General features: G+C 71.9%; 16 protein-coding genes. 3 read left to right on the top strand and 13 right to left on the bottom strand.

The genetic code is table 11. The annotated features are described in order from the left end of the window. Nucleotides 1-32: 32 nt before the first annotated feature. The 7 genes from ITJ40_RS03975 to ITJ40_RS03945 all read right to left on the bottom strand — a co-directional run bounded on the left by ITJ40_RS03975 (nt 33) and on the right by ITJ40_RS03945 (nt 16,673). The gene (locus ITJ40_RS03975; protein WP_194665847.1) at nt 33-5,927 is read right to left on the bottom strand and encodes a PKD domain-containing protein; all 5,895 of its coding nucleotides are present in this window, start codon (nt 5,925-5,927) and stop codon (nt 33-35) included. A 46-nt stretch (nt 5,928-5,973) separates the two neighbouring features. Next, nucleotides 5,974-7,215 (bottom strand): glycosyltransferase family 4 protein, encoded by a 1,242-nt coding sequence (locus ITJ40_RS03970; RefSeq protein ID WP_194665846.1) that lies wholly within the window; start codon nt 7,213-7,215, stop codon nt 5,974-5,976. Further along, nucleotides 7,212-8,030 carry a CDP-alcohol phosphatidyltransferase family protein gene (locus ITJ40_RS03965; protein ID WP_194665845.1) on the bottom strand — a complete coding sequence of 273 codons (819 nt, stop codon included), beginning with the start codon at nt 8,028-8,030 and terminating at the stop codon, nt 7,212-7,214. Before ITJ40_RS03965 ends, ITJ40_RS03970 begins: the two co-directional genes overlap by 4 nt. Beyond that, nucleotides 8,027-9,259: a DUF1972 domain-containing protein gene (locus ITJ40_RS03960; protein ID WP_194665844.1), complete on the bottom strand. Its 1,233-nt coding sequence runs from the start codon at nt 9,257-9,259 to the stop codon at nt 8,027-8,029. Before ITJ40_RS03960 ends, ITJ40_RS03965 begins: the two co-directional genes overlap by 4 nt. 1 nt (nt 9,260) lies before the next feature. After that, the gene (locus ITJ40_RS03955; RefSeq protein WP_194665843.1) at nt 9,261-10,805 is read right to left on the bottom strand and encodes a sugar transferase; all 1,545 of its coding nucleotides are present in this window, start codon (nt 10,803-10,805) and stop codon (nt 9,261-9,263) included. Between the two features lie 347 nt (nt 10,806-11,152). Beyond that, nucleotides 11,153-13,747, bottom strand: a complete 2,595-nt coding sequence (locus tag ITJ40_RS03950; protein WP_194665842.1) for a right-handed parallel beta-helix repeat-containing protein — start codon at nt 13,745-13,747, stop codon at nt 11,153-11,155. A gap of 283 nt (nt 13,748-14,030) precedes the next feature. Continuing rightward, nucleotides 14,031-16,673: a right-handed parallel beta-helix repeat-containing protein gene (locus ITJ40_RS03945; RefSeq protein ID WP_194665841.1), complete on the bottom strand. Its 2,643-nt coding sequence runs from the start codon at nt 16,671-16,673 to the stop codon at nt 14,031-14,033. A 377-nt stretch (nt 16,674-17,050) separates the two neighbouring features. Here ITJ40_RS03945 and ITJ40_RS03940 point away from each other — a divergent pair, with 377 nt between their 5' ends. After that, nucleotides 17,051-17,548, top strand: coding sequence for an adenylyltransferase/cytidyltransferase family protein (locus ITJ40_RS03940; RefSeq protein WP_194665840.1), 498 nt, complete (start codon nt 17,051-17,053; stop codon nt 17,546-17,548). Here the strand turns inward: ITJ40_RS03940 and pip are convergent. Further along, the gene (pip, locus tag ITJ40_RS03935) at nt 17,545-18,513 is read right to left on the bottom strand and encodes a prolyl aminopeptidase (RefSeq protein ID WP_194665839.1); all 969 of its coding nucleotides are present in this window, start codon (nt 18,511-18,513) and stop codon (nt 17,545-17,547) included. The genes ITJ40_RS03940 and pip overlap by 4 nt on opposite strands. A gap of 119 nt (nt 18,514-18,632) precedes the next feature. Here pip and ITJ40_RS03930 point away from each other — a divergent pair, with 119 nt between their 5' ends. Together ITJ40_RS03930 and ITJ40_RS03925 are read left to right on the top strand one after the other, a co-directional pair. Beyond that, nucleotides 18,633-19,424: a GDSL-type esterase/lipase family protein gene (locus ITJ40_RS03930; protein ID WP_194665838.1), complete on the top strand. Its 792-nt coding sequence runs from the start codon at nt 18,633-18,635 to the stop codon at nt 19,422-19,424. Between the two features lie 101 nt (nt 19,425-19,525). Beyond that, complete coding sequence (locus ITJ40_RS03925; RefSeq protein WP_194665837.1) at nt 19,526-20,131, top strand: DUF1349 domain-containing protein; 606 nt, start codon at nt 19,526-19,528, stop codon at nt 20,129-20,131. Between the two features lie 155 nt (nt 20,132-20,286). Here ITJ40_RS03925 and ITJ40_RS03920 read toward each other — a convergent pair whose 3' ends face one another. The 5 genes from ITJ40_RS03920 to ITJ40_RS03900 form a co-directional block, all read right to left on the bottom strand. Beyond that, the gene (locus ITJ40_RS03920) at nt 20,287-20,667 is read right to left on the bottom strand and encodes a hypothetical protein (RefSeq protein WP_194665836.1); all 381 of its coding nucleotides are present in this window, start codon (nt 20,665-20,667) and stop codon (nt 20,287-20,289) included. Between the two features lie 129 nt (nt 20,668-20,796). Then, nucleotides 20,797-21,333, bottom strand: a complete 537-nt coding sequence (locus ITJ40_RS03915) for a hypothetical protein (protein WP_194665835.1) — start codon at nt 21,331-21,333, stop codon at nt 20,797-20,799. A 2-nt stretch (nt 21,334-21,335) separates the two neighbouring features. After that, complete coding sequence (locus ITJ40_RS03910; RefSeq protein ID WP_194665834.1) at nt 21,336-21,851, bottom strand: hypothetical protein; 516 nt, start codon at nt 21,849-21,851, stop codon at nt 21,336-21,338. Between the two features lie 6 nt (nt 21,852-21,857). After that, nucleotides 21,858-23,210 (bottom strand): hypothetical protein, encoded by a 1,353-nt coding sequence (locus tag ITJ40_RS03905; protein WP_194665833.1) that lies wholly within the window; start codon nt 23,208-23,210, stop codon nt 21,858-21,860. Between the two features lie 97 nt (nt 23,211-23,307). Next, a complete protein-coding gene (locus ITJ40_RS03900) occupies nt 23,308-23,823 on the bottom strand; it encodes a hypothetical protein (protein WP_194665832.1) in 516 nt (171 codons plus the stop codon). Nucleotides 23,824-23,827 lie beyond the last annotated feature (4 nt).

The raw sequence follows: 23,827 nt of genomic DNA, 5'->3' as shown, positions 1-23,827 counted from the left end.
CGCCCACCAGGGCGTCGTCGTCGCGCCTCAGGTCACCGGGCGGTGCCGTCCGTGACCACGAGGTCGTCGAGCGTGAACGCGACGGGCCCGGCGGCCGAGCTCGACAGGTAGGTCTGGATCCCGAACGTTCCCGCGGTCTGCAGGGCGGCCAGGGTCCCGGTCGTCGTCGACTGCCACGCGGTCGGCTCGGCCTGGCCGACGGGCCAGACCTTCGCGTTCATCGTGGTGGGCGACGTGCCCGTGACCTGCACGCGGACCCGCAGCTGCTGCCCGGCCGTGTACGTGACGTTCGGGACGACGACCGACTTCAGGTTCGTGCCGTTCTCGGACTGCACGATCATGACCTGGCCGGTCGACCGCACCCAGACCTGCGTCTGGTAGTACGACGTGCCGACCTGGCGCGAGTTGATCCGCACGTACGCGCCGCCGCCCGTGGGCACCCTGTCGAGCGCGAAGCTCACCTGCGCGTCCGATGCGGTGGTGCTCACGGCGTCGAGGCTCGCGGTGCGGGTCTCGCCGGCGGGGCTCGTGACCTGCGCCTTCCCGTCCGCCACCGTGAGGATCGACGCGTTGCCGGTGATGCGCCAGGCGCCCCCGGTCTCCGCCGTGCCCCAGCCGTTCGCGGCGGTGCGGGTGAAGGTGTCCTGCGCGAGGATCCCGGCGGCGGGCGGCGTGACGACCGGCGCCGTCACCGTGACCGTGCCGTCCTTCTTCGCCGACGCCAGGCCCGTGTCGTCCGTCACCGTGAGCGACACCGCGTAGGTGCCGGCCGCGGCGTAGGCGTGGGTCGCGGTCTTGCCGGTGCCCGTCGTGCCGTCCCCGAACGCCCAGGCGTACGAGGCGACCGTGCCGTCGGCGTCGGCGGAGGTGGATCCGTCGAACGAGGCCGTCAGGTCCTTTGCGGTCGACGTGAACGCCGCGGTCGGGGCCTGGTTCGCCGGAGCGACGACGGGCGCGGTCACCGTGACGGTGCCGTCCTTCTTCGCCGAGGCGAGGCCCTTGTCGTCGGTCACCGTGAGCGACACCGTGTAGGTGCCGGCCGCGGCGTAGGCGTGGGTCGCGGTCTTGCCGGTGCCCGTCGTGCCGTCCCCGAACGCCCAGGCGTAGGAGGCGACCGTGCCGTCGGCGTCGGTGGAACCGGATCCGTCGAACGACGCCGTCAGGTCCTTGGCCGTCGACGTGAACGCCGCCGTCGGGGCCTGGTTCGCCGGAGCGGGCGCGGGCGCCTGGCCGTCGCGGCTGACGACCAGGTCGTCGATCCGCGTCGTCACGGGCGCCGTCGCCGACCCCGAGAGGTAGGTCTGGATCCCGACGGAGCCGGCGGCCTGCAGCGCGGCGGTCGAGCTGGTCACGCTCGTCTGCCAGGCGGCGGGCTCGGCCTGGCCGGCGACCCACACCTTGGCCTTGACGGTGGTCGGCGAGGTGCCGGTCGTCAGGACGCGGACGCGGAGCTGCTGGCCGGCCTGGTAGGTCGTGCCGGGGAGGATGTACGACCCGACGGTCGTCGCCCCCTCCGACTGCACCAGCTGGATCTGCCCGGTCGCCTTGATCCAGACCTGCGTCTGGTAGAACGCCGACCCCACCTGGCGGGAGTTGACCCGGGTGTACGAGCCGCCGCCGGTCGGGACGGCGTCGAGCGAGAAGGTCGCGCTGACGTCCGACGACGTCGTGGAGACCGCGTCGAGGGTCATCGTGCGGGTCTCGCCCTTCGGCGAGACGACCTGGCCCCTGCCGTCCTGCACCGTGACGATGTTCGTCCCGCCGGTGACGCGCCAGGCGCCGCCGAGGTCGGCCGTGCCCCAGCCCGCCTGGACCGCGCGGCCGAACGAGTCCTGCGCGAGCACGTTCGACGCGGGCGCCTGGACGGTCACCGGCGAGGTGCTCGTCGTGGCGAGGCCCGTGTCGTCCGTGACCGTGAGCGACACCGCGAAGGTGCCGGCCGCGGCGTAGGCGTGGGTCGTGGTGCGGCCCGTGCCGGTGGTCCCGTCCCCGAAGGCCCAGGCGAAGGACGCCACGGTGCCGTCGGGGTCGCTCGACGTGGAGGCGTCGAGCGAGGCGACGAGGTTCGCCGCGGTGCTCGTGAACCGGGCGACGGGCGCCTGGTTCACGGGCGGGGCGGTGACCGTGACGCTCGCGATCGTGCGACCGGTCGCGCCCGTGTCGTCCGTCACCGTCAGCGCGACCTGGTACGTGCCGGCCTTCGCGTACGGGTGGGCGATGGACGCCCCGGTGCCCGTCGTGCCGTCGCCGAACTCCCACGTCCAGGACGCGATCGCGCCGTCCGGGTCGCTGGATGCGCGTCCGTCGAGGTTCGCGACGAGGTCCGCGGTGGTCGACGCGATGACCGCGGTGGGCTCCCGGTTGACCGGGGGCGCCACCACCGTCACCTGCGTGGACGCGGTGCCCGTGAGGCCCTTGTCGTCCGTGACCGTCAGCGTCACCGTGTACGTGCCGCCCGCGGCGTAGACGTGCGTGGGCGTCGGGCCGGTGCCCGTGCTGCCGTCGCCGAAGTCCCACGCGGAGGAGGCGACGGTGCCGTCGGCGTCCGTGGAGGCGGATCCGTCGAGCTTGGCCGTGAGGTCGGTCGCGGTCGCGGTGACCACGGCCGTCGGCGCGATGTTGACGGGCGCCGCCTTCACCGTGACGTCCTGCTGCGTGCGGTTCGTCGCGCCGCGGTCGTCCGTCACCATGAGCGAGACCGGGTAGGTGCCGGCCGCCGCGAACGTGTGCGACTGCTGCGCGCCGGACGCCTGGACGCCGTCGCCGAAGTCCCAGGCGTAGCCCGTGATCGTGCCGTCGGCGTCCGTCGATCCGGCCGCGTCGAACGCGGCCATGAGGAAGTCCGCCGTCTGCGCGAACTGCGCCTTCGGGGCCTGGTTGGGCACGCGGCCGGTCGTCCCGAGCGAGTAGTGGGTCGCGACGGTCGAGGGCGTGAGGACGGTCGGGTACACCGCGACCTCGTCCATGCGGCCCTCGAAGGTGCCGCTGGAGGAGTTCCACGTGTTGTCGCCGCCGATGCGCCAGTAGCCGTCGTAGCCCTGCGCCTGCGTCTGGCCGTTCTGGCCGACGAGGTCGCCGTCCACGTAGAGCTTCAGGCCGTCGGATCCCTGCGACGCGACCATGTGGTGCCACTGGCCGTCGTTGTAGGCGCGGGTCGATCCCGCCAGGTTCGTCTGGCCGGTCCACGTGCCGAACTGCAGGCGTCCGTCGTCCTGCATGTAGACGTGGCGGTCGTAGCTGCCGGAGAAGGCGAACGGATCCGCGTTGTCGCCGAACCCGATCAGCTTGCCGCCGCGCGTGGTGGTCGTCTGGAACCACATCTCGAGCGAGTAGGTCGTCGGGTTGGAGACCCGCTGCTGGCTCACCGCGATGCTGTCGGAGAACGCCGCCGCCTGGCCGACGGGGCCGGTGAGAGCGCCCGCCTGGCCGAAGCGCACGTTGCGTCCGACGTTGGCGCCGACGTCGTTCTGGCCGGCGTCCTTCAGCGTCGTGGAGCCGTCGGCGTCGTCGAGGCGCCAGTAGGACGACGGGTCGGCCGCGTACACGGCCTTGCCGTAGGCGTCCGCGGGCGCCGGCGGGATGGGCGAGGTGCGGCCGGACGCGACCAGGTGGTCGACGACGTCGGCGCGCGTGAGGGCGGTCGGGTAGATCGACACCTGCGCGATGTCGCCGGCGAGGTAGGCGCTCCGGGGCTGGTTGGGCCAGCCGCCGAGGTTGTCGCCGCCGACGCGCCAGTAGCCCGTGTAGTCCTGGCCGGCCGTGGTGTCCGCGCGCTGGCCGGCGAGCTTGCCGTCGACGAACAGCTTCATGCCGTCGCCGCTCATGGTGGCGACGATCTGGTGCCACTTCCCGTCGTTGAACCCGGGGGCCGAGCTCAGCGTCTGCGTCGCGCCGGTGTAGACGCCGAAGAGGATCCGGCCGTCGTTGTCGAGGTACACCATGCGGTCGTAGTTGTTCGACGTGCCCGTGCTGCTGCCGCCGAAGCCGACGACCTTGCCGCCCGAGGTCGAGGTCGTCCTGACCCACGACTCCACGCTGAAGGTGTTCGGCGCCTGCACCGCCTGCGGCGTGACCGCGAAGGACCCGTCCTGGCCGGAGAAGGTGGTGGCGGTGGATCCGTCGATCGGGCCGGCGGCGCCGCGCGTCGCGTTGTCGACCCGGAGGTCCTGGAACGCGACGTGGTCGAGGCCGGCGGTGCCGCCGTTCTCGTCGAGCGGGTAGTACGCGGTCGCGCCGTCGTCCTTCACGCTCGTGGCGTAGGCGTCGCTGCCCGACCGGTCGGTGATGGTGACGGGCGCGGCGCCGTTGCGGTCGGTGGAGTTCCCGGCCGCGTCGGTCACGACGACCTTGTAGGTGTGCGAGCTGCCGGGCACGAGACCCGTGTCGATGAAGCCCATCGACGGCCGGTTCCAGAAGGTCGAGTCCTGCGTCACCTGGTAGACGGGCGTCGCGGTCTTGCCGTCGCGGATCACCCTGTAGGTGAGGCGCGCGTTGTCGCGGTCGAAGGTGGCCTGCCAGGAGACGCGGGCCTCGCCCTTCGTGTACGAGATCGCCTTGGGGACGAGCTGGTCGTTGCCGTTCGGGCCGACCTTGTTCGTGGCGCCATTCGCCATCGCGTAGCGGACGAGGCCCTGCTGCGCGGTGGTGTTCACGAACGGGAACTCGCCGCCGACGACGACGTAGTCCTCGTTGCCGTTGACGCTCCAGGCCGCCTGGCCCTGGCCCGTGAAGGATCCCGTGACGTACTTCGGGAACCAGGTGAGCAGCGACGGCGACGGCGTGCCGGCCCAGTTGTGGTACCCGTACGGGTCGGCCGTGGCCGTGCCGGTCGCGGTCTTCGAGAACGCGAGGCTGTGCTGGAAGGTCCACGGGTCGGTCTGCGGGAAGCCGCCGATGTTGCCGCAGTAGTGCGGGTGGCCGGCGACGTACGCGACCCTGCTGGTGGCGAAGACCGAGTAGGTGTCGCCGTGGCAGTCCTCGACCCAGCTCACGACGCCCGTGTTGGGGTCGGCCGAGAAGGCGCCCTCGAGGTTGCCGCCGGCGCCGAACGTGTAGCCGGATCCGTAGACCCGGTCGTCGGTCGCGTAGAGGCTCGTGATCGACGACTCCGCGCCGGCGTTCTTGACCTGCTGGTTCGCGGCCCACGGGAGCGAGGCACCCGTCACGGGATCCACCGCGCCGAGCCCGTAGGTCGGCGTGCCGCTGAGCTGCGTGAAGCGGCCGCCGACGATGAGCTTGGACGCGTCCTTCGTGAGGGTGAGCGCGTCCACGACGGTGTCCGCATCCGCGACGAAGGCCGTGTTCTGGCCGTTCGTCGCGGACACCGCGGCGAGGTACTTCCGAGCGGCGCCGTTGACGCTCTGGAAGGTGCCGCCGAGGTACACGGTGTCGTTCGAGGCGCTCACCGTGCGGGTCTGGCTGCCCATGATGGGGCGGAATGCGGGGATGATCCTGCCGGTCGCGGTGCTGAACGCCGCGGCGCGGTAGAAGCCCTGGCCGTCGATGTCGGTGAAGTCGCCGACGACGTAGATCCGGGATCCGTCGGGCGACGCGGTGACCGAGAGCGCCTGCGCGTTGAGCTTCGGCGCGAAGGACGTGATGAGCGCGCCCGTGCGGATGTCGTACGCGAGCAGGTTGCTGCGGGGCGTGAGGTTCGTGCCGGCGGCGGCGCCCGCGGGGCGCGCGTTCTGGAACTTGCCGGCCACGTAGACCGTGTTGCCGACGACGACCTGCGACCAGGCGACGCCGTCGATCTGGGTCGTGGGCAGCGGGTCGGCGGTGACCGTGACGGGCGTCTTCGGGTCCGTCGGGTCGACGGGCGCGGAGTCCGCCACGGCGGGCTGCGCGATCACGACCGCGGACAGGATGACCGCGGCGGCCGCGGTCATCGCGGCCATGCGACGCCCCGCGGAGGAGAGGATGCTCATTTCGTCCTTGCTTCGGGTGGGTGGAGCGGGTGAGGGGTGCCGGTGGTCAGCGGGTGCTGGCCGGTCGGGGGCTGCCGACGCGCCTCGTGGGCGTGAGCATCGTGCCCACCGACCGCGCGATGCGCTGCCGGTAGAGCTCGGGTCCGTGCCGGTGCTCGGCGCGGAAGCGATCGCGGGCGGCCCGGGCGCGGTACGCGTCCCAGTCCGCCGCGATGGACTGGAGGGCGTCCGCGAGGGCGGCCGGATCCGAGGGCGGCACCAGCTGCGCCGACTCGTATCCGCCCGCGGCCTCGCGGAGGCCGGAGGTGTCGCTGACCACGACGGGCCGCGCGGCCAGCAGCGCCTCGACGGCCGTGTTGCCGAACGGCTCGTCCACCCGGGAGGGGACGACGCACGCGTCGGCGGCGGCCATGAACGGGGTGACGTCGGCGTGGAAGCCGTGCATCGTGATCCGGTCGTCGAGGCCGAGCACGCGGATGGTCGTGCGCAGCTGCTCCTCGTAGGCCTCGTAGCCGGGGAAGACGGCGCCCACGATGTCGAGGGTCGCCGGCACGCCGCGGTCGCGGAGCTCCACGATCGCCTCGACGGCGACGTCCACGCCCTTGCGGTCGGAGAGCCGGCCGACGTAGAGGACCCGGAGGCCCCCGTCGAGCGCGGCGCGCGCCGGGGTGACCTCGGCGGGGCCGGGCACGCCGTTGTGGACGACCTCGGCGCGGCGCGCGACCCGCGGGAGGGCGCGGCCGAGCACGTCGACGCTGTAGCGGCTGTTCGCGACCACGCGCGTGGCGAGCGCGAGCGGCAGGGCGAGCGCGGTGCCGACGGCACGCGACGCGGATCCCTCCGCCTCGTGCACGTGGGCGAGGACCGGGCGGCCGGCGAGGCGGCCGACGAGGATCCAGAGCGGGATGGTGACGGTGTTGACATATACGGCGTCCGGGCGCGTGCGGCGCACGAGGCCGAGGCCCGCGGACAGGCCGCGGACGGACTGGCCGACGAGGGCCGCGAAGCCGCGCGGACGCAGCATCGCCTTCCGCAGCACGGGCGTGGGCGCGTGGTGCACGACCGCGCCGACGCCCGTGAGCGCGGCGACGAGCGGGCCGTCGGACGGCAGGGTCACGACGGTGCGGGCGCCCGCGGCGACGAGGCCCGCGACGCTCTCGAGCAGCACGCGGTCGGATCCGTAGAGCTCGGCGCTCGGGTGCGCGACGAGGATCGTGCGGCCGCGGAGGTCGGCGCCCTCCTCGACGGCCGCGGCGAGCGCGTGCTCCGCGCCGGCGAACGCGGTCACGCGGTCATCCGGGCGGCACCGGCGGCGGACGGCGCGGACGCCGCCGCAGCGGGCTCGGCACGGCGCGCGTCGAGCGCGCCCATGTCGCGGAACCACTTGACCGACGCGAGGGCGAGGTGCCCGGCGTTCGCCAGCATCATCAGCGCGTAGACCGCGAGGAAGACGACCGGGGCGCCGAGCAGCGCGAACACGATGCAGAGGAAGCCGTAGTCGGTGGGGATCACGAGCAGCGAGCGCAGCAGGGTGGAGCGGCCGGCGTCGGGGGCCGTGGCGCCCGTGACCTGGTGCACGCGCTTGAGCTGGTCGTTGAGGATCATCGCGAAGAAGCTCGCGGCCGCGACGATCGCGTAGACGACGGGCACGAGCAGCCATGCGTCGGAGTCCGTGGCGGGCCAGCGGAACATCGACACGAGCACCGCGAGGTGCAGCGACGAGATCTTGATGCAGTCCACGACGTGGTCGAGCCACTCCCCCGAGAGCGAGCCGCCGCCGCGGAGGCGCGCGACCTGGCCGTCGGCCGAGTCGAACGCGTAGCCCACCGCGAGCAGCAGCCACACGGCGATGCCGAGCCAGGCGGCGGGCTGCACGAGCGCGATCAGGGCGATGCCCGTGAACGTGAAGGCGGCGCTGATCGCGGTCACCTGGTTCGGGGTCAGCCCCTGGCGGTACGCCCACGCGGCGAGCAGGCGCCCGGCCGGCCGGTTGACGCGGATCGAGTACGCGGGCGCGCCGCGGGCGGCCTTCTTCTGCGCGCTCGCCAGGCGGCGGACGACGTCGAGGTAGGACTCGGCGCGCGGATCGGCGGCGGCGGTCATCGGCTCTCCTCGAGGAGGAAGGACGTGCGGCTCGCGTCGCTCGCGCGCAGCTCCGGCTCCCAGCGGGTGGCCGACCGGATCCCGCGGCTCATCCCGTGCGTCGAGTAGCCGCGGGTCATGCGTGCCGCGAGCTCCTCGTAGCCGTCGGCGATGGCGTCCCAGTCGTAGGTCTCCTCGGCGCGCTCCTGCAGGCGGCGGCCGATCGCGACGGCCTCGTCCGCGTTCGCCTCGGCGCCCTCGACGAGCGCGGCGACACCGGCGGCGTCCGACCAGAAGCGGCCGTCCTCGCCGAGCACGTCGCGGTTGAACACGTTGTCGTGGGCGAGCGTCGCGGTCGCGGCGCCCATGGCGCGCAGCAGCGACGGGTTGGTGCCGCCGACCGAGTGGCCGTGGACGTAGGTGAGCGCGTGGGCGTAGAGCTGGTCGAGCTGCTCCTGGTCCCACACCCCGCCGAGGCGCTGGATGCGCGGGTCGGCGGTGGCGACCTGCTCGATGCGGTCGGTGTACGCGGCGGAGTACGGCGCGGATCCGACGACGACGAGCGGCAGCTTCGCGTTCGAGGCCGTGTACCCGTCGACGATGACGTCGACGTGGTTCTCCGGCTCGAAGCGCGCGACGACGAGGTGGTACTGGCCGGGCTCGAGGCCGAGCTCGGCGAGGCGGTCGCTGGCGGGGTCGCGCAGGATGTTGGCGCCGTAGGTGAGGAGCTCCGTGGGGATCCCGAACTCGTGGTCGTAGTAGTCGGCGATGCCCTGCGCGTCCGAGATGAGCGCGTCCGCGTTCTTCACGGCCATCTGCTCGGCCACGCGGTAGTACTTCTTGCCCATGCGGCCCCACTTGCCGCGCTTCCACTCGAGGCCGTCGACGTGCACGGCCGTGGCCGTGCCGCGCGAGCGGATGAGGGGGACGAACGGCGCGTTGGCGGCGTTGAACACGAAGGCCGCGTCCTGGCGCTTCCCGAGGGCCAGGTGGATCGCGGACAGCGCGGTGTGGCTGAGCGTCTCGATCGACTTGGTCTTGAGCGCGGGCAGGTGCACGAGCGTCATGCCGAGGTGGGTGCGGGGACGCGCGCGCTTCGTGGAGCGGCAGTAGACGGTGACGTCGTGGCCGCGGGCGGCGAGGCGCTGCCCGATCTCCTCGATGGCGGTCTCGAATCCGCCGTAGGCGGCGGGGACCCCGCGGGTCCCGACCATGGCGATGCGGAGTCGACGCGGTTCGATCACAGACATTTCAGTACGCCCCTACGGGTCGGGTGAGCACCCGGAAGGTGCGCCACATGATCATCACGTCGCCGGTCAGGGACCAGTTCTCGACGTAGTACAGGTCGAGCCGGACGCTCTCGTCCCAGCTCAGGTCGCTCCGGCCGTTCACCTGCCACATGCCCGTGAGGCCGGGCTTGATGAACAGACGGCGGTGCACGTGGCTCTCGTAGCCCTGCACCTCGGTGCGCAGCGGCGGGCGCGGGCCCACCAGGCTCATGTCGCCGACGAGGATGTTCCACAGCTGCGGCAGCTCGTCGAGCGAGTGGCGGCGGAGCACGGCGCCGACGCGGGTCACGCGCGGGTCGCTCCGCATCTTGAAGAGCGGCCCGGATCCCTCGTTCGCCTCCGCCAGCGCCGCGAGCTCCGCCTCGGCGCTCACCCGCATCGAGCGGAACTTGAGCATGAGGAACTCCCGGCCGGACTTCCCCACGCGCTGCTGGCGGAAGAGGGCGCCGCCCGGGCTGTCGATGCGGACGATGCCCGCGATGAGGAGCATCGCCGGCGCGAGCACGACGAGCGCGAGGCCGGCCACCGCGATGTCGAGGGCGCGCTTCATCACGTGCTTCCCGCCCTCGAACTGCGGGATCTCCACGTGGATGAGCGGGAGGCCCTCGACAGGACGGAAGTGGATCCGCGGGCCGGCGACGTCCGTGAGGCGCGACGCGAGCACGAGCTCGATCGACGAGCCCTCGAGCTCCCAGCCGAGCGTGCGGACGGCGTTGCTGCCGGCGCGCGGCTGGCTGGCGACGATGACGGCGTCCGCGGCGGTGCGGGCGGCGGCCGCGGCGACGGATCCGAGGTCGGAGACGACGGGGATCGTGCGCCCGGCGACCTCGAGGCCGGCGAGGTGCTCGTCGATCGCGACGCCCACCACCGTGTAGCCGGAGGCGGGGCGCAGCAGGATCTGCGCGGCCACGTCCTCGACGTCGGCCCGGGCGCCCACGACCACGACGCGGGAGAGGTGCGCGCCGTGGATCCGGCGGCGGATGAGCCACTGCCGCCAGCTCCACCGGGCGACGAGCAGCGCGACGACGCCGAGCGGGAACGCCATCACGACGTAGCCGCGGGCGATGTCGACCTTGAGGAGCAGGAAGCCGATCGCGAGCGCGCCGAACGTGATCGCCGACGCGTTGACGACCCGCTTGTACTCGGCGACGCCGACGCCCACGATGCGGGCGTCGCGGGTGCGGAACGCGCCGAGCACGGCGATCCACGCGGCCACGACGATCACCGAGACGACGCCGTAGTCGAGCTGCATCGAGCCGGCGTCGACCGCCGCGTCGCCCGTGCCGAAGCGCGTGAGCTGGGCGACGAGGACGGTGACGATGATGATCGCGTAGTCGCTCGCGATGAGGCGGGTGCGGTAGTCGCGTGCCCAGCGGCGGCCCGAGGGGACGGCGGGGACGGCGGGCGCGACGCCGGATCCGATGATCGGGCGGTGCGCCGAGCGCCGCTCGGTGCGCAGGCGGATGCGCTCGCCCCGGGTCGCGGGACGGTTCCTCGTGGTGCTCATCGCGTGCCGGGCAGCGCGTCGAGCGGTCGGAGGGTGCGGGGGGATCGGGTGGGGGCGGGGAGGCGCGGCCGACGGGCTCGGTCCAGCGCCGATGACGGGTTCATCGGGTGTGTGCCTGCGTTTCGGGTGACAGGTGGGTGATGCGGGGTGCGTCGAGGTCCGGGAAGACCTCGTCAGGTCCACGGCTCCGGGACGGACGGGCTGGGTGGGCCTCGTCCGGGAGCGTCCATCGCGGGTACGACGGGTGAACAGCGGGTGGTGACGGTGGCAATGCTAAACGCAGCCTGTGCCCCGTCGCCCCTCCCCCTTCGGGGGACGGATGTCCCCCGACCGCGCTCCGGCCGTCCTCAGCCGACCGCCGCCCCCAGCACGCGGGCGCCGGTGGCCACCCCGCGCAGCGTCGCGACCGCGGCGGGCACCGCGACGGCGACCGCCCCCTGCTGCGCCTGGATCTCGGTCGTGAGCCGCCAGCCGGATCCGAGCACCTTCCGGCCCACGACGTCGAGGCTCGTGCGGTCGTTCCCCGTGGCCCCGGTGAACGCCCCGACCGTGTCGTGGACGGCCGGGTCGCCGGGACCGCGGGCCCACACGATGGCCCACCTCGGGCTCGAGGCGACGTCGCGCTGGTAGACGTTGCCCGCGGTCGTGATCCCCATCTGCGTGGCGGAGCGCTCGTGCGAGTGGTCCTCCACCGCGAGCAGCGCGTTGCCGGTGCTGCCCTGCATCACGTTGTCGGCGACGGTGATGTCGGTGACGATCCAGGTGACCGTGGGATCCGGCAGCTGCTGCCGCGGGTCGTGGCCCGCCTCCCCCAGGTTCGCCGCGCGCCGGGTGCCCTGCGCGATGTCGACATCCCGCGTGTTGGCGGAGAAGGTGTTGGCCCAGACCTGCGCGTGGCCGGAGTCGTCGATCCAGAGGCCGGCGGCGCCGTTCCCGGCGACGACGTTGTCCACGAACGCGAGCTGCGCGGAGAGCTCGAACACGACGCCGCCGCCCGTGTTCGCGAGCACGTCGTTCCCCGCCACCGTCGCGTCGTAGACCGACTCGTCGAACCAGAGGCCGTTGCCGGCGCTGCGGAGGAACGCGCTGTCGACCACGTCCACGTCGCGGCTGCGGGTGATCTTGAACCCGCCCGAGACCGGCGCCCGGTTGAAGCCCTCGGTGTTGTCGTCCGCGACGAGCAGCTGCGAGGCGCGGAGCCGGTCGGCGTAGTTGGCGTGGATCCCGAGCATGCCGTTGCGCGCCGAGGTCACCGCCCGCAGGGTCACGTCCGTGGACTGGACCGAGAGGCCCGTGGTCGCGGTGTCGGTGATCGCGACGTCCGCGAGGGTCACGTTCCGGCCCGTGACGACGACCGCGCCCATGTCGGGGACGGACGGCGCGTACCGGCGGACGCCGATGCCCCGCACGGTGCTGCCGTCGCCGCGGACTGCGAGGGCGCTGACGCGGTCGCTGGCGCGCACGGTCTGGCCGGCCGGATCCGAGCCGAGGTGGAGGCGGTCGGCTGCCGTGTCGACGAAGAACGTGCCCGCGGTCACCTGCGCGAGCGACGCGACCTGCCGCTGGGCGGCCTGGCCGATCCAGACCTGGTCGGGGTGCGCGGCCATCGGACGGGCCGGGTCCACGAACGCCCAGCCCTCCCGCGTGCCGTCGGGCGCGCCGCGCGTGTAGGTGGGGCTCGCGTCGAAGGTCACGTCCCAGCCGGCGGCGTAGCGGGTGGATCCGGATGCGGTCCACGAGGTCAGCGTGCGGCTCCCGTCGAGCCAGACGGCCTCACCCGGGTACGACTGCAGCGTGAGCGCCTTGCCCGCGGGCATCACGACGGTCTCGCGGTAGGTGCCGGCGCGGACGACGATCGTGCGTCCCGACGGGGCGGCATCGACGGCCTTCTGGATGCTCGCGTACGGGGACGCCTTCGTGCCCGCGGCGGCGTTCGAGCCGGTGGGCGACGCGTAGACGCCGTCGGCGGGCGCCGGGTAGGTCGTGGTACCGACCGCGGCGGCGCCGGATCCCGTCCCGGGGCGCGCGTCGCCGCGGGGCACGGTCTGCTCCGGGTCGGACGAGGTCGGCGCGGGGGCGGTCGGAGTCGGAGTAGGCGTCGGGGTCGGCGTGGGCGTGGGCGTGGGCGTCGGCGTCGGCGTGGGCGTGGGCGTGGGCGATGCCGCCTTCGTGAGCGGACGGACCGTGACGTCGTCGAACGCGACGGCCTGCGTGGGCGACGACGAGGAGAGGTACGACCAGACGCGGGTCGCGGATCCCGAGACGAGACGGGCGGCGCTCGCATCGACCGCGGTCGCCTGCCACGCGGGCACGGCGGCGCCCTGCGGCCAGACCCGGGCGTCCACGGCGACCGCGGACGAGCCCGAGACGCGCGACTGCACGGTGAGCACCTTCCCCGGCAGCACGCCGCGCGCCACCACGACGTCGCCCACCACGGTGGTCTGCGCGGCCGTGGATCCGTTGACCCGCACGACGGACAGCCGGGCATCCCCCGCCGGGTCGACGCGGACGCTCGTCTGGTAGTACGACGAGCCGGTCACCCGCTGCTGCAGGCCCGCGTAGACGCCGCCGCCCGCGGCCGGGATCCGCGGCAGCATCACCTTCATCGTCGCCTCGGCGTCGGCGGAGACCGCGGCGGGCAGCGTGGCGGAGACGGAGGCACCGGAGCGCGGCAGGTCGACGACACCCTGCGTCCCGTTGACCCGGAAGGCCGACGGCAGGTCGCACGCGTACGCCGCGGATCCGGGGGCCGTGCCCCAGCCGCCGGTCGCGCTGCGCGTGAACGCGTCGGAGAAGACCGGGGCGCCCGCGACCAGGTCCTGGCCGCCCGCAGCGGCAGCGGGACCGGCGGCGACGAGCGCGGCGGGCAGGACGAGCCCGGCGGCGACCGCGAGCACGATCGCGTGCCGGGGGCGGACGGTGGAGCGGGACGTGCCGTTCATGGGACGGTCCTTGCGTGTGCGGCGGATGGCGGTGGATGCCCGTCCGGGGACGGGCTCGTGGTGCCATCCCAGGTTCCGTCGCGGCCGCTCGCCGGTCGCGGCGCAGGGGCCAGTAGTCGTACTCATCCCGCCGGATGCCGCACTGGTCGCCGCCCTGACGCCGCCTCCCGGCCTACCGGCGCCCCTACCGGCGGCAGCACCGGCGCCCCCGCGCGGGGACGCCCGCACACGACGGACGGGCCGACCCCTGAGGGGATCGGCCCGTCCTGTCACGCGCGCGGGATCAGCCCACGTCGGCCCCGAGCTCGCGCGCGCCGGTCAGCCAGCCGATGAGGCCCGCCACCTGGCCGATGAGCGGCACGGCCACCTGGGTCTCGACGCGGCGCACCTCGTCGGTGAGCCGGAAGCCCGAGCCCACGACCGGGCGCCCGTCGATCGCGAGGGCGGTGCGGTCGTTGCCGGTCGCCGCGCTGAACGCCTGCACGGATCCGTAGACGGCCGGGTCGCCGGCGCCGCGCGACCAGATCACAGCCCAGCCGGGGCGGTTCCCGGCGTCGCGCTGGTACACGTTGCCGGAGGTCGTGATGCCCATCTGCCCGGCCGAGCGCTGGTGCGAGTGGTCCTCGACGGCCAGCACGGCGTTGCCGGTGGATCCCTGCATCACGTTGTTCGCGATGTCGATGTCGGTCACCACCCACGTCACGGTGGGGTCCGGCAGCTTCTGGCGCGGGTCGTGGCCGGGCGTCGCGAGGTTCGACGCGCGGCGCGTGCCCTGCGAGATGTCGATGTTCCGGTCGTTGGCGACGAACGTGTTGTTCCAGATGTCCACGTGGCCGGTGTCGTCGATCCAGACGCCCTCCTCGCCGTTGCGGGCCACCACGTTGTCCACGATCGCGATGGTCGCCGACAGCTCGAAGGCGACGCCCGATCCGGTGTTGTCCATCACGTCGTTCCCCGTGACGTTCGCGTCGTACACCGACTCGTCGAACCACAGGCCGTTGCCGGCGTTGCGGAGGATCGCGCTGTCGGTCACGTCCACGTCGCGGCTGCGGGTGATCTTGAACCCGCCGGACACGGGCGCCCGGTTGAACCGCTCGGTGTTGTTGTCGGCGACGAGCAGCCGCGAGGCGCGCAGCCCGTCGGCGTAGTTCGCGTGCATCCCGAGCATGCCGTTGCGGGCGACGGTGAGCGCGGTCGCCTTCGCGCCGGTCGCCGTGATCGAGATGCCCGTGGTGGCGTTGTCGGTGATCACGAGGTTCTCGACCGTGACGTTCCTGGCCTGCACGACGACCGCGCCGAGGTCCGGCACCGAGGGCGCGTACCGGCGGATGCCGATGCCGCGCACCGTGCTGCCGTCGCCGCGGACGCTGAGCGCCTGCACGAGGTCGCTCGAGCGCACCGGCTGGCTGCCCGGGTCGGATCCGAGGTAGAGGCGGTCGGCCGCGGTGTCCACGAAGAACGTGCCGGCGGCGAGCTCGGCGCGCGAGGCGACCTGCTTCTGGGCCTGCTGCCCGATCCACACCTGGTCGGGGTGCGCGGCCATCGGGTAGGCCGGGTTCACGAACTGCCAGCCGGTCGCGGTGCCGTCGGGCTTGCCGCGCGTGTAGGTGGGGCTCGCGTCGAACGCGACGGTCCAGCCGCTCGCGTAGCGGGCGGATCCGGATGCCGTCCACGAGGACACCTGCCGGCTGCCGTCGAGCCACACCTTCTCGCCCGGGTACGACTGCAGCGTGAGGGCCTTGCCCTGCGGCATCACCACCGACTCGTGGTACGTGCCGGCGCGGACGACGACGGTGCGCCCGGCGGGGGCCGCGTCGACGGCCTTCTGGATGGTGGCGTACGGGGCCGACTTCGACCCGGCCCCGGCGTTCGAACCGGTCGGCGCGACGAACACCGCGTCGGCGGGGACGCCGTAGGAGGTGGATCCGACGGCCGCGGAGCCCGAGCCCGCGCGCGCGTCGCCGCGGGAGACGCCCCGCTCGGCGTCGGAGGAGCCGGAACCGGAGCCGGAACCGGATCCCGTGCCGGTGCCGGGGGCCGGGGCGGGAGCCGGGGTCGTCGGGGCGGGCGTCGGGGCCGGCGCGGGAGCCGTGCTCGGCGCCGTCAGCGGCCGGACCGCCACGTCGTCGAACGCGATCGCCTGCGGCCCGGACGACTTCGAGAGGTACGACCACAGGCGCGTGCCCGTCCCCGAGGCGAGGCGGGACGCGCTCGTGTCGACGGCGGCGGCCTGCCATCCGGGGACGGCCTGGCCGTCCACCCACGCGCGGGCGTCGATCGCGACCGCGGTGGATCCGGAGACGCGCGACTGGATGACCACCACGCGGCCGGGCGTGACGCCCCGGGCGACGACGGTGTCGCCGACCACGGTGGTCTGCGCCGCGGTGGATCCGGTGACGCGGACGACCGAGAGCCGCGCGTCGCCCGCGCTGTCGACCCGCACGCTCGACTGGTAGTAGGAGGAGCCCGCCACCCGCTGCTGGACTCCCGCGTAGACGCCGTTGCCCTGCGCGGGGACGCGCGGGATGAGCACGCGCGCGGTGGTCTCGCTGTCGACGGGCGCCGCCACGGGGACGGCGGCCGAGGCCGCGCTGCCGGCCCGGGAGAGGTCGATGACGCCCTGCCCGCCGTTGGCGCGGAAGGCCGAGACGCCGTCGTAGGAGTACGCGGCGGCGCCGGCGGCCTGGCCCCAGCCCCCGGTCGCGCTGCGGGTGAAGGAGTCGGAGAAGACCGGGCTGCCTGCGGCGAGGTCCTGACCCGTGGCGGCGCCCGCGGTCTGCGGGGCGACGAGGGCGGCGGGCACCGCCAGGCCGATCGCGACGGCGAGGGCCACCAGGTGGCGGCCGCGTGCGGGGCGCGATGCGGGCGCGAGGTGCTGCGCGGTGCGGCGGGGCGCGGATCGGGTGGATGGGGTGCGGTGGCGCATGCGGGCGGGTCCTCGCTCGGATCGATCCGTCAGACAGGCTGATGAAAACCCACCAGACGGGTGGGGTTCGTTGAATGTAACCCAGCACCAGCCTGTTGTGCCCCCCGAACGGAGGTCATGACGGGGGCGCGCCTCCCGCGCCCCCTGGATCAGCGGGATGCCCCCCGTTCGGGTATCCCGCTTCCGCGGCCGGCCGGGTCGCCCGTAAGATCGCCGCGGGTCCACCCGCTCCCCGTCGCCCCCACCCAGGGCGGCCGACGTACCCGCGTCGCGAGGAGCAGGAGACCCCCGCCCGGCGTACCCGCACCGGGCTGCACCCGATCCCGCATCCGCGCGTCCCCGCGCCCGGAACGCGGACGACCCGAGACACGTGCGCCATGACCCGAATCGGCTACGCCGCCGGTGCCTTCGACCTCTTCCACGTCGGGCACCTCAACATCCTCAAGCACGCCAAGAGCCGCTGCGACGTCCTCATCGCGGGCGTCGTCTCCGACGAGATGCTCGAGCTCAACAAGGGCATCACGCCCGTGGTGCCGCTCGCCGAGCGCCTCGAGATCGTGAGCCACATCAGCTACGTCGACCAGGCCCGCGCCGAGACGCTGCCGGACAAGCTGGACACCTGGCGCGAGGTCGGCTTCGACGTCTTCTTCAAGGGCGACGACTGGCGCGGCACCGCGAAGGGCGAGCGCCTGGAGGCCGAGTTCGCGGCCGTCGGCGTGGAGGTCGTGTACTTCCCGTACACGATGCACACCTCCAGCACCCGGCTGCGGCGCGCGCTCGACATCCTCAGCGGCGTGGGCGCGCCCGCGGCGGCTCCCGCGGCGACGCTCGCGCAGCCGGCTGTCCACGGATCCCCCGCGCTGGTCGGCCGCTAGGCCGTCAGGCGGTCCGCCGCGCGCTCGGTCGCCTGGATGAGCGCGTCGAGGATGCCCGGCTCGTCGAAGGCGTGCCCGGCGTCCGGGACCATCGTGAAGCGCGCCTCGGGCAGCGCCCGGTGCAGGTCCCACGCGGTGACGGCCGGCGTGCACATGTCGTAGCGGCCCTGCACGATCTCGGTCGGGATCCCGCGCAGCAGGTGCGCGTCGCGGATCAGCTGGCCGTCCTCCATCCAGCCGCCGTGCATGAAGTAGTGGTTCTCGATGCGCGCGAACGCGAGCGCGTACGTCGGCTCCGCGAACCGCGCCACCACCTCGGGCTTCGGCAGCAGCGTGATGCCCGAGGCCTCCCAGGTGGACCACGCGACCGCGGCCGGCCCGTGCACCGCGGGGTCGGGATCCGCGAGGAGCCGCGCGTACGCCGCGATGATCCCGCCGCGCTCCACGCCGGGCACGGGAGCCGTGAACGCCTCCCAGCCGTCGGGGTAGACCATGCCGGCCGGCCCCTCGTAGAACCAGTCGAGCTCGGTCGCGCGCAGCGTGAAGATGCCGCGGAGGATGAGGCCCGTCACCCGCGACGGGTGCGTCTCGGCGTAGGCGAGCGCGAGGGTCGAGCCCCAGGATCCGCCGAACACCAGCCAGCGCTCCACCCCCACGCGCTCGCGCAGCCGCTCGAGGTCGGCCACGAGGTGCCACGTGGTGTTGACGGAGAGGTCGGCCTCGGGGGTGGAGACGTGCGGCGTGCTCCGGCCGCAGCCGCGCTGGTCGACGAGGACGATGCGGTAGCGGGCCGGGTCGAACAGGCGCCGATGCGTGGGGCTCGTGCCCCCGCCGGGACCGCCGTGCAGGAAGACGACGGGGATCCCGGCCGGGTTCCCCGAGACCTCCCAGTGGAGGAGCTGGCCGTCCCCCACGTCGAGCATGCCGGTGTCGTATGGGTCGATCTCGGGGAAGAGGCTCTGCATGCGACGAGCCTACGGGCGGGCGCGATGAGCCCGACCCCCGGACGGGGGTCGGCGCCGCCGCCGCCGCCGCGTACCCTTCCAGGGAGCCGAATGCATCCCCACCCGGAGACGAGGACCCATTGCCCGCCCTGCCCGTGAGGCGCTCGTCGCCGGGGTCCGTCCCCCGCGCGGTGCTGCGGCCGCTGGTGCCCCTGGCCCACGGCGCCGTGGCCGCCATGGCGCGTCCCACCCTGCGCCTCCACCTCCTCCTCTACATGCGCGAGATGGAGGCCGGGATCTTCCCGCGGCACGACGACGTCTCGGTCGTCCCGGGGTCGGATCCCGAGCGCGTCCTGTTCGTCGGCGACATCGGCGTCGCCGGGTACGGCGTGCTCCTCGCCGGGATGGCGATGCCCGCCCAGATCGCGGCCCGGCGCGCGGCGCTGACCGGTCGCGGCGTGGAGTGGGAGAGCATCGCGGCGTACGACATGACGGCGCGGAAGGCCGCCGCCGCCATCGCCGCCCGCCCCGCGGCGCCCCTCGACCTGGCCGTGGTCGCGCTCGGCATCCCCGACGTGCTCGTCGCGACGTCGGTCGAGGAGTGGACCGACCGGCTCGCCGGCATCGTCGCGAGCATCCGCGCGCAGGCGGGCGACGCGTGTCGCATCGTCGTCACGGGGATCCCGCCGATGGACCGGTTCCAGCCGATCCCGATGGTCGCCCGGAAGCTCCTGCAGGCCCAGGTCTCCCGGCTGAACGGGGCCACGGCGCTCCTCGACGACCCGGAGCGCGGCGTGATCCACGCGCCCTACCCCGACATCTCCGGCACGCGCCTGCACGTCCGCGACCGCTTCTCCTATCGCGTCATGCACGCGCACTGGGCGGAGGCGGTCATGCCGTTCCTGGGCGACGCGCGGCCCGTCGCCCGCTGACGGGACGCGGGCTCCTGGCACGGCCGGCGATGGCGGAGGTGTCGGCCGCGGTGCGGCTCCTCCTCGCCGTGTGAGGTCCGCCCGCCGCGTACGGTCGTCGCATGAGCATCTCCCCCGCGCCCGACCGCGCCGACATCCCGTGGGCCGACGGCACCTGGACCACCCCGCCTGCGGCCGTGCGGATCCACGACGACGGCATGGAGGTCACCGCCCGCGAGGGCAGCGACGCCTGGCGGACCACCGCCTACGGCTTCGTGCACGACACGGAGCACGCCCTCGTCGCACCGCTGCCGCGGGGATCGGCCGTGGAGGTGGCGTTCACGCTCGACCTCCGCGAGCAGTTCGACCAGGCCGGCGTCTTCGTCCGGGTCGACGCGGAGACGTGGATCAAGGCGGGCGTCGAGCGCAGCGACGGCGAGGACGGCCTCGGCGCGGTCGTCACGCGCGGCGTCTCCGACTGGTCGCTCGCCCCGGTGCCGGGCTGGTCGGGCAGGCTCGTCACGATCCGCGCGAGCCGCTCCGGCGACGCCCTCACGGTGCGGGCCCGGGTCGACGACGAGCCGTGGCGGCTCGTGCGGGTCGCGCCGCTGGATCCCGACGCCGCGGTCACCGCCGGCCCCTTCTGCTGCGCGCCCACCCGCGCGGGCTTCACGGCCCGCTTCGCGTCGTGGCGCACGGGGCCGGCGGATGCGGCGCTGCACGGCTGAGGGGGCGGGCGTGGCATGGGCACGTCCGGCTTCCGAGACCCGGCTCGCCCGTGCTGCGACGGTCGGGACTACCCCCGGTACCGGGCGATCGCATCCCACTGCTCGAACTCCGGGACGGATTCCCAGTTGCGGGAGAGGTCGACGTCGTGGTGCTCCTACTGCTGGACACCGGGGCGGGACTTCGATTTCAGCCGGCGCGTCATCGAGCCGTCCAGCTTGTAGAGGATGGTCTCGGCGGTCAGCCATTGGTGCTGGAAGAACCGCCGCGCCTCATCCGGATACGTGTACTCGGTGCGACAGAAGAAGAACATCCCCGCCGGCTCTCGGCGGAAGTTGTGGATGCGCGTGATGCTCCCCCACTCATCGCAGAGGAACGTGTTGATGAAGTCCGCGTGCGGGGTGACCTCGAGCACGTAGTCGACAGCTCCCGCAGCCGCGCCCTCCTGTGAGCGAGCGACCACGGAGAACCAGTCGTCGGGTTCCTGCCTCCGCCCGTCGAACCGCGCCCGCGCTTCGTCACGCGTCAGCTCGGTCATCGGGACCCTCCTGGCGAATGACCACTGGTAGCAGTACTCGTATCCGCTCATCTCTCTCCTCCACGATCATCGATGTCCTTCAGCACGCAGGTGGGGCCATGCTCATCCAGATCACGTCGGTCTCGTCGATCATGATCCGCAGCGGGGTCGCCACCTGTCGGACACCCCGAAGCGCTCCCAGTCGCCGAACGCGGGAACGTCCTCCCAGTTCTCGCGGACGTCGACGTCCCGGTACTCCGACAGGTGCGTCTCGTTGACGGAGTAGTCGTAGACGACGTGCTTCACGTACCCCGTCGGATCGATGACTATCGACTCCGACCACACGGATTCGTTGAGAGGATGGAAACGGTCTGCGTCGGGGTAGCGGCTCTCTGTGACATGCCTCATGAACATGCGTCCATCCATATTCCTGAACCCGTACGCGAATCGCTGCGTATGATGCTGGTCCACGAATATGACCTTCACATACTCCGCATGAGGCAGGATCTCCAGGATGAACTCCGGGGCAGCCAGTTCACTCACCCCCTCGCGCTTGACACCGACGGAGAACCAGTGCTCGGGCTCGGCGACGAGACCGTCGAACCTGCGACGAGCCTCCGCTTCTGTCAGAGCCGCGAGAGGCCCCCGCTTTCTGCCACTCCATATCGTGCCGTACCGATATTCCACGATTACCTGTCGAACTTGCCGAAACGCTCCCAGTCCCCGAACTCAGGGACATCCTCCCAGTTCGGACTTACATCCACATCCCGATACTCCGACAGGTGGCGCTCCTTCGCGACGAGGTCATACACTGTCTCCCTGACGTACCCCGTTGGCTTGATGAGCATCGACGATGTCCATACCGTCTCATTCAGCGGATGGAAGCGCTCATCGTCAGGGTAGCGGTTCTCCGTGACATGAGTCATGAACATGCGCCCTTCCATGTTCTTGAACCCATACGCGAATCGCTGCGTGTGATGCTGGTCGACGAATATGACCTTCACGTACTTCGCATGAGGCAGGATCTCCAGAATGAACTCCGGGGCAGCCAGATCACCCGCCTCATCACGCTTGACACCCACCGAGAACCAATGATCCGGCTCAGGAACGAGGCCATCGAATCTGCGACGAGCTTCCACCTCCGGCAGGGCCTCAAGCGGCCCCCGCTTGCTGCCGCTCCACATTGTTCCATATACGTGCTTCACAGTCCCCTACTCCAACTTGTTATAGATATGACCATTAGTATCCCGGATAATAACATTACGATGAGTCGCATATTGGAGAAGATCTTCGGGTATTGCGCGCACCTGTGGTGGAATCTCCAAAACGCTCTTACCTGCCAATACTTCACCACCAAGAGATCGATTGGCGTCACTGAAGATTCTCGGGCGGCGGCTATATTCGGAGACTTGCGCTATCTCTTTTCCTGGCGCGTATTTGATCCGCAGCTCGTCTATATAGTCCCTTACGGTGCGATCCAGTATGTCAGAAAATTGCGAGTGCTTGCGTGAGACAATTTCCACGTTAGGTATGTACGAGTCGACGCGAGAACCATCCGCCAGCCGCACCTCATTGTGGGGATAGAAGCGATGATTCTCATAGTTGAACTTGGTGCCCTCGAGCATCCTGCGCCACGGCCCGGTGACTTTGGGGTCGTCGAGCATCCTCGTGAGCCACCGCGGAACGTCGTCGACATTACCAGCGTGGGCACTCGACGCTTCGTGATGCTCGTGAACATGCGCGCCACCGGCATCGTGGGCACTCGGCTCGTGGGTCGGATCCGCTCCCGGATGACTGTTCTCGTGCACGGCCCCCGGATCGTGGTCGGCATGGCCGACGCCTCCGTGGCCGTCCTGGACGGTTCCCGGCTCCACACGATGGGAAGCTGCGTCGCCTGCGTCCGCCGCGTTGGACATCGCGCGGGTACGCGCACTGTCCCCGACCTCCACATGCAACGTCGGGATCCGGTACCCGTCCGGAGTCACCACGTGACGCACCGCCACTTCCACGTGCGGCACACGAGCCACCGCATCCCGAAGCGCATTCATCACCGGGGCCGTCGCCGCGTGACCCAGCGCATCGGCCCGCGCCGCCACCTGCGTCATCAGATCCCCGACCCGGATCATCTCGGACCCCGCCACGACCGTCGCCCGCGCACCGGCACCCACCACACGCCCCGCGATCGACGCCGCATCCGCCGCCTCCGCCACACGACCACCGACCGACGCGACCCTGGCCCCGACCGAGACCACCTTCGCCCCCGCCGCGACCCCACCGCCCACCGGGATCAACAACGACCCCACGTTCACCGCCAACGAGCCCCATGCCCGCGCCGGATCCGTATGCCACAGCTCATCGCTGCCGACGAACCCGTCCACCATCAGCTGCTGCTTCTCCAGCGTCGTCTTCGAGAAGTCCCGCATCCACCCCGGCGTGGCACCGCTGGAATCATCCGCCAGCACCTGGAACAGCGGCGTCGGCGCGATCAACGCCCCCAGCCCCTCCACCACGCTCAGCGCCGCGTACGACAGATGTAATGCCGGACCGGAGACGCCCGGGCTCATAATTAGGACGCGAAGCTACTACCACATAAGACACCGCATCTACGCGGTTGAGGTATTCACCCTGTCCACGCGGCACCCGCGCCTACGTGCAACACATTCACCTGTCGAACTTACCGAAACGCTCCCAGTCTCCGAACTCGGGGACGTCCTCCCAGTTCGGACTTACATCAACACCCCGATACTCCGACAGGTGGCGCTCTTTCTCGACCAGATCGTAAGCGACCTCTTTGACGTATCCCGTCGGCTCAATGACGATTGACTCCGACCACACGGATTCATTAAGCGGATGGAAGCGCTCTGCGTCAGGGTAGCGATTCTCTTTGACATTTGTCATAAACATGCGCCCACTCAGATTCCTAAACCCGTATGCGAATCGCTGCGTATGGTGCTGATCCACGAATATGACTTTCACGTACTCAGCATGAGGCAAGACCTCGAGGATGAACTCGGGTGCAGCCAACTCACTCGCTCCGTCGCGCTTGACACCTACAGTGAACCAATGATCTGGTTCGGCGACTAAACCCTCGAATCTCCGGCGAGCCTCCGATTCGGCAATAGACTCAAGTGGACCTTTCTTTCGCCCACTCCACCTCGTGCCATACACGTACTTCAAGATT

The sequence above is a fragment of the Clavibacter sp. VKM Ac-2872 genome, from assembly GCF_015351105.1.
Taxonomy (GTDB): Bacteria; Actinomycetota; Actinomycetes; order Actinomycetales; family Microbacteriaceae; genus Clavibacter.
The sequence above is the reverse complement of the archived record's forward strand: the minus strand, read 5'-3'. Positions and strand labels throughout refer to the sequence as shown.

Excerpts from the sequence above, each read along its gene's own strand:
- ITJ40_RS03975 (WP_194665847.1), bottom strand. The coding sequence starts at position 5,927 with ATGAGCATCCTCTCCTCCGCGGGGCGTCGCATGGCCGCGATGACCGCG.
- ITJ40_RS03965 (WP_194665845.1), bottom strand. The coding sequence starts at position 8,030 with ATGACCGCCGCCGCCGATCCGCGCGCCGAGTCCTACCTCGACGTCGTC.
- ITJ40_RS03960 (WP_194665844.1), bottom strand. The coding sequence starts at position 9,259 with ATGTCTGTGATCGAACCGCGTCGACTCCGCATCGCCATGGTCGGGACC.
- ITJ40_RS03955 (WP_194665843.1), bottom strand. The coding sequence starts at position 10,805 with ATGAGCACCACGAGGAACCGTCCCGCGACCCGGGGCGAGCGCATCCGC.
- ITJ40_RS03950 (WP_194665842.1), bottom strand. The coding sequence starts at position 13,747 with ATGAACGGCACGTCCCGCTCCACCGTCCGCCCCCGGCACGCGATCGTG.
- ITJ40_RS03945 (WP_194665841.1), bottom strand. The coding sequence starts at position 16,673 with ATGCGCCACCGCACCCCATCCACCCGATCCGCGCCCCGCCGCACCGCG.
- ITJ40_RS03940 (WP_194665840.1), top strand. The coding sequence starts at position 17,051 with ATGACCCGAATCGGCTACGCCGCCGGTGCCTTCGACCTCTTCCACGTC.
- pip (WP_194665839.1), bottom strand. The coding sequence starts at position 18,513 with ATGCAGAGCCTCTTCCCCGAGATCGACCCATACGACACCGGCATGCTC.
- ITJ40_RS03925 (WP_194665837.1), top strand. The coding sequence starts at position 19,526 with ATGAGCATCTCCCCCGCGCCCGACCGCGCCGACATCCCGTGGGCCGAC.
- ITJ40_RS03920 (WP_194665836.1), bottom strand. The coding sequence starts at position 20,667 with ATGACCGAGCTGACGCGTGACGAAGCGCGGGCGCGGTTCGACGGGCGG.
- ITJ40_RS03905 (WP_194665833.1), bottom strand. The coding sequence starts at position 23,210 with ATGAGCCCGGGCGTCTCCGGTCCGGCATTACATCTGTCGTACGCGGCG.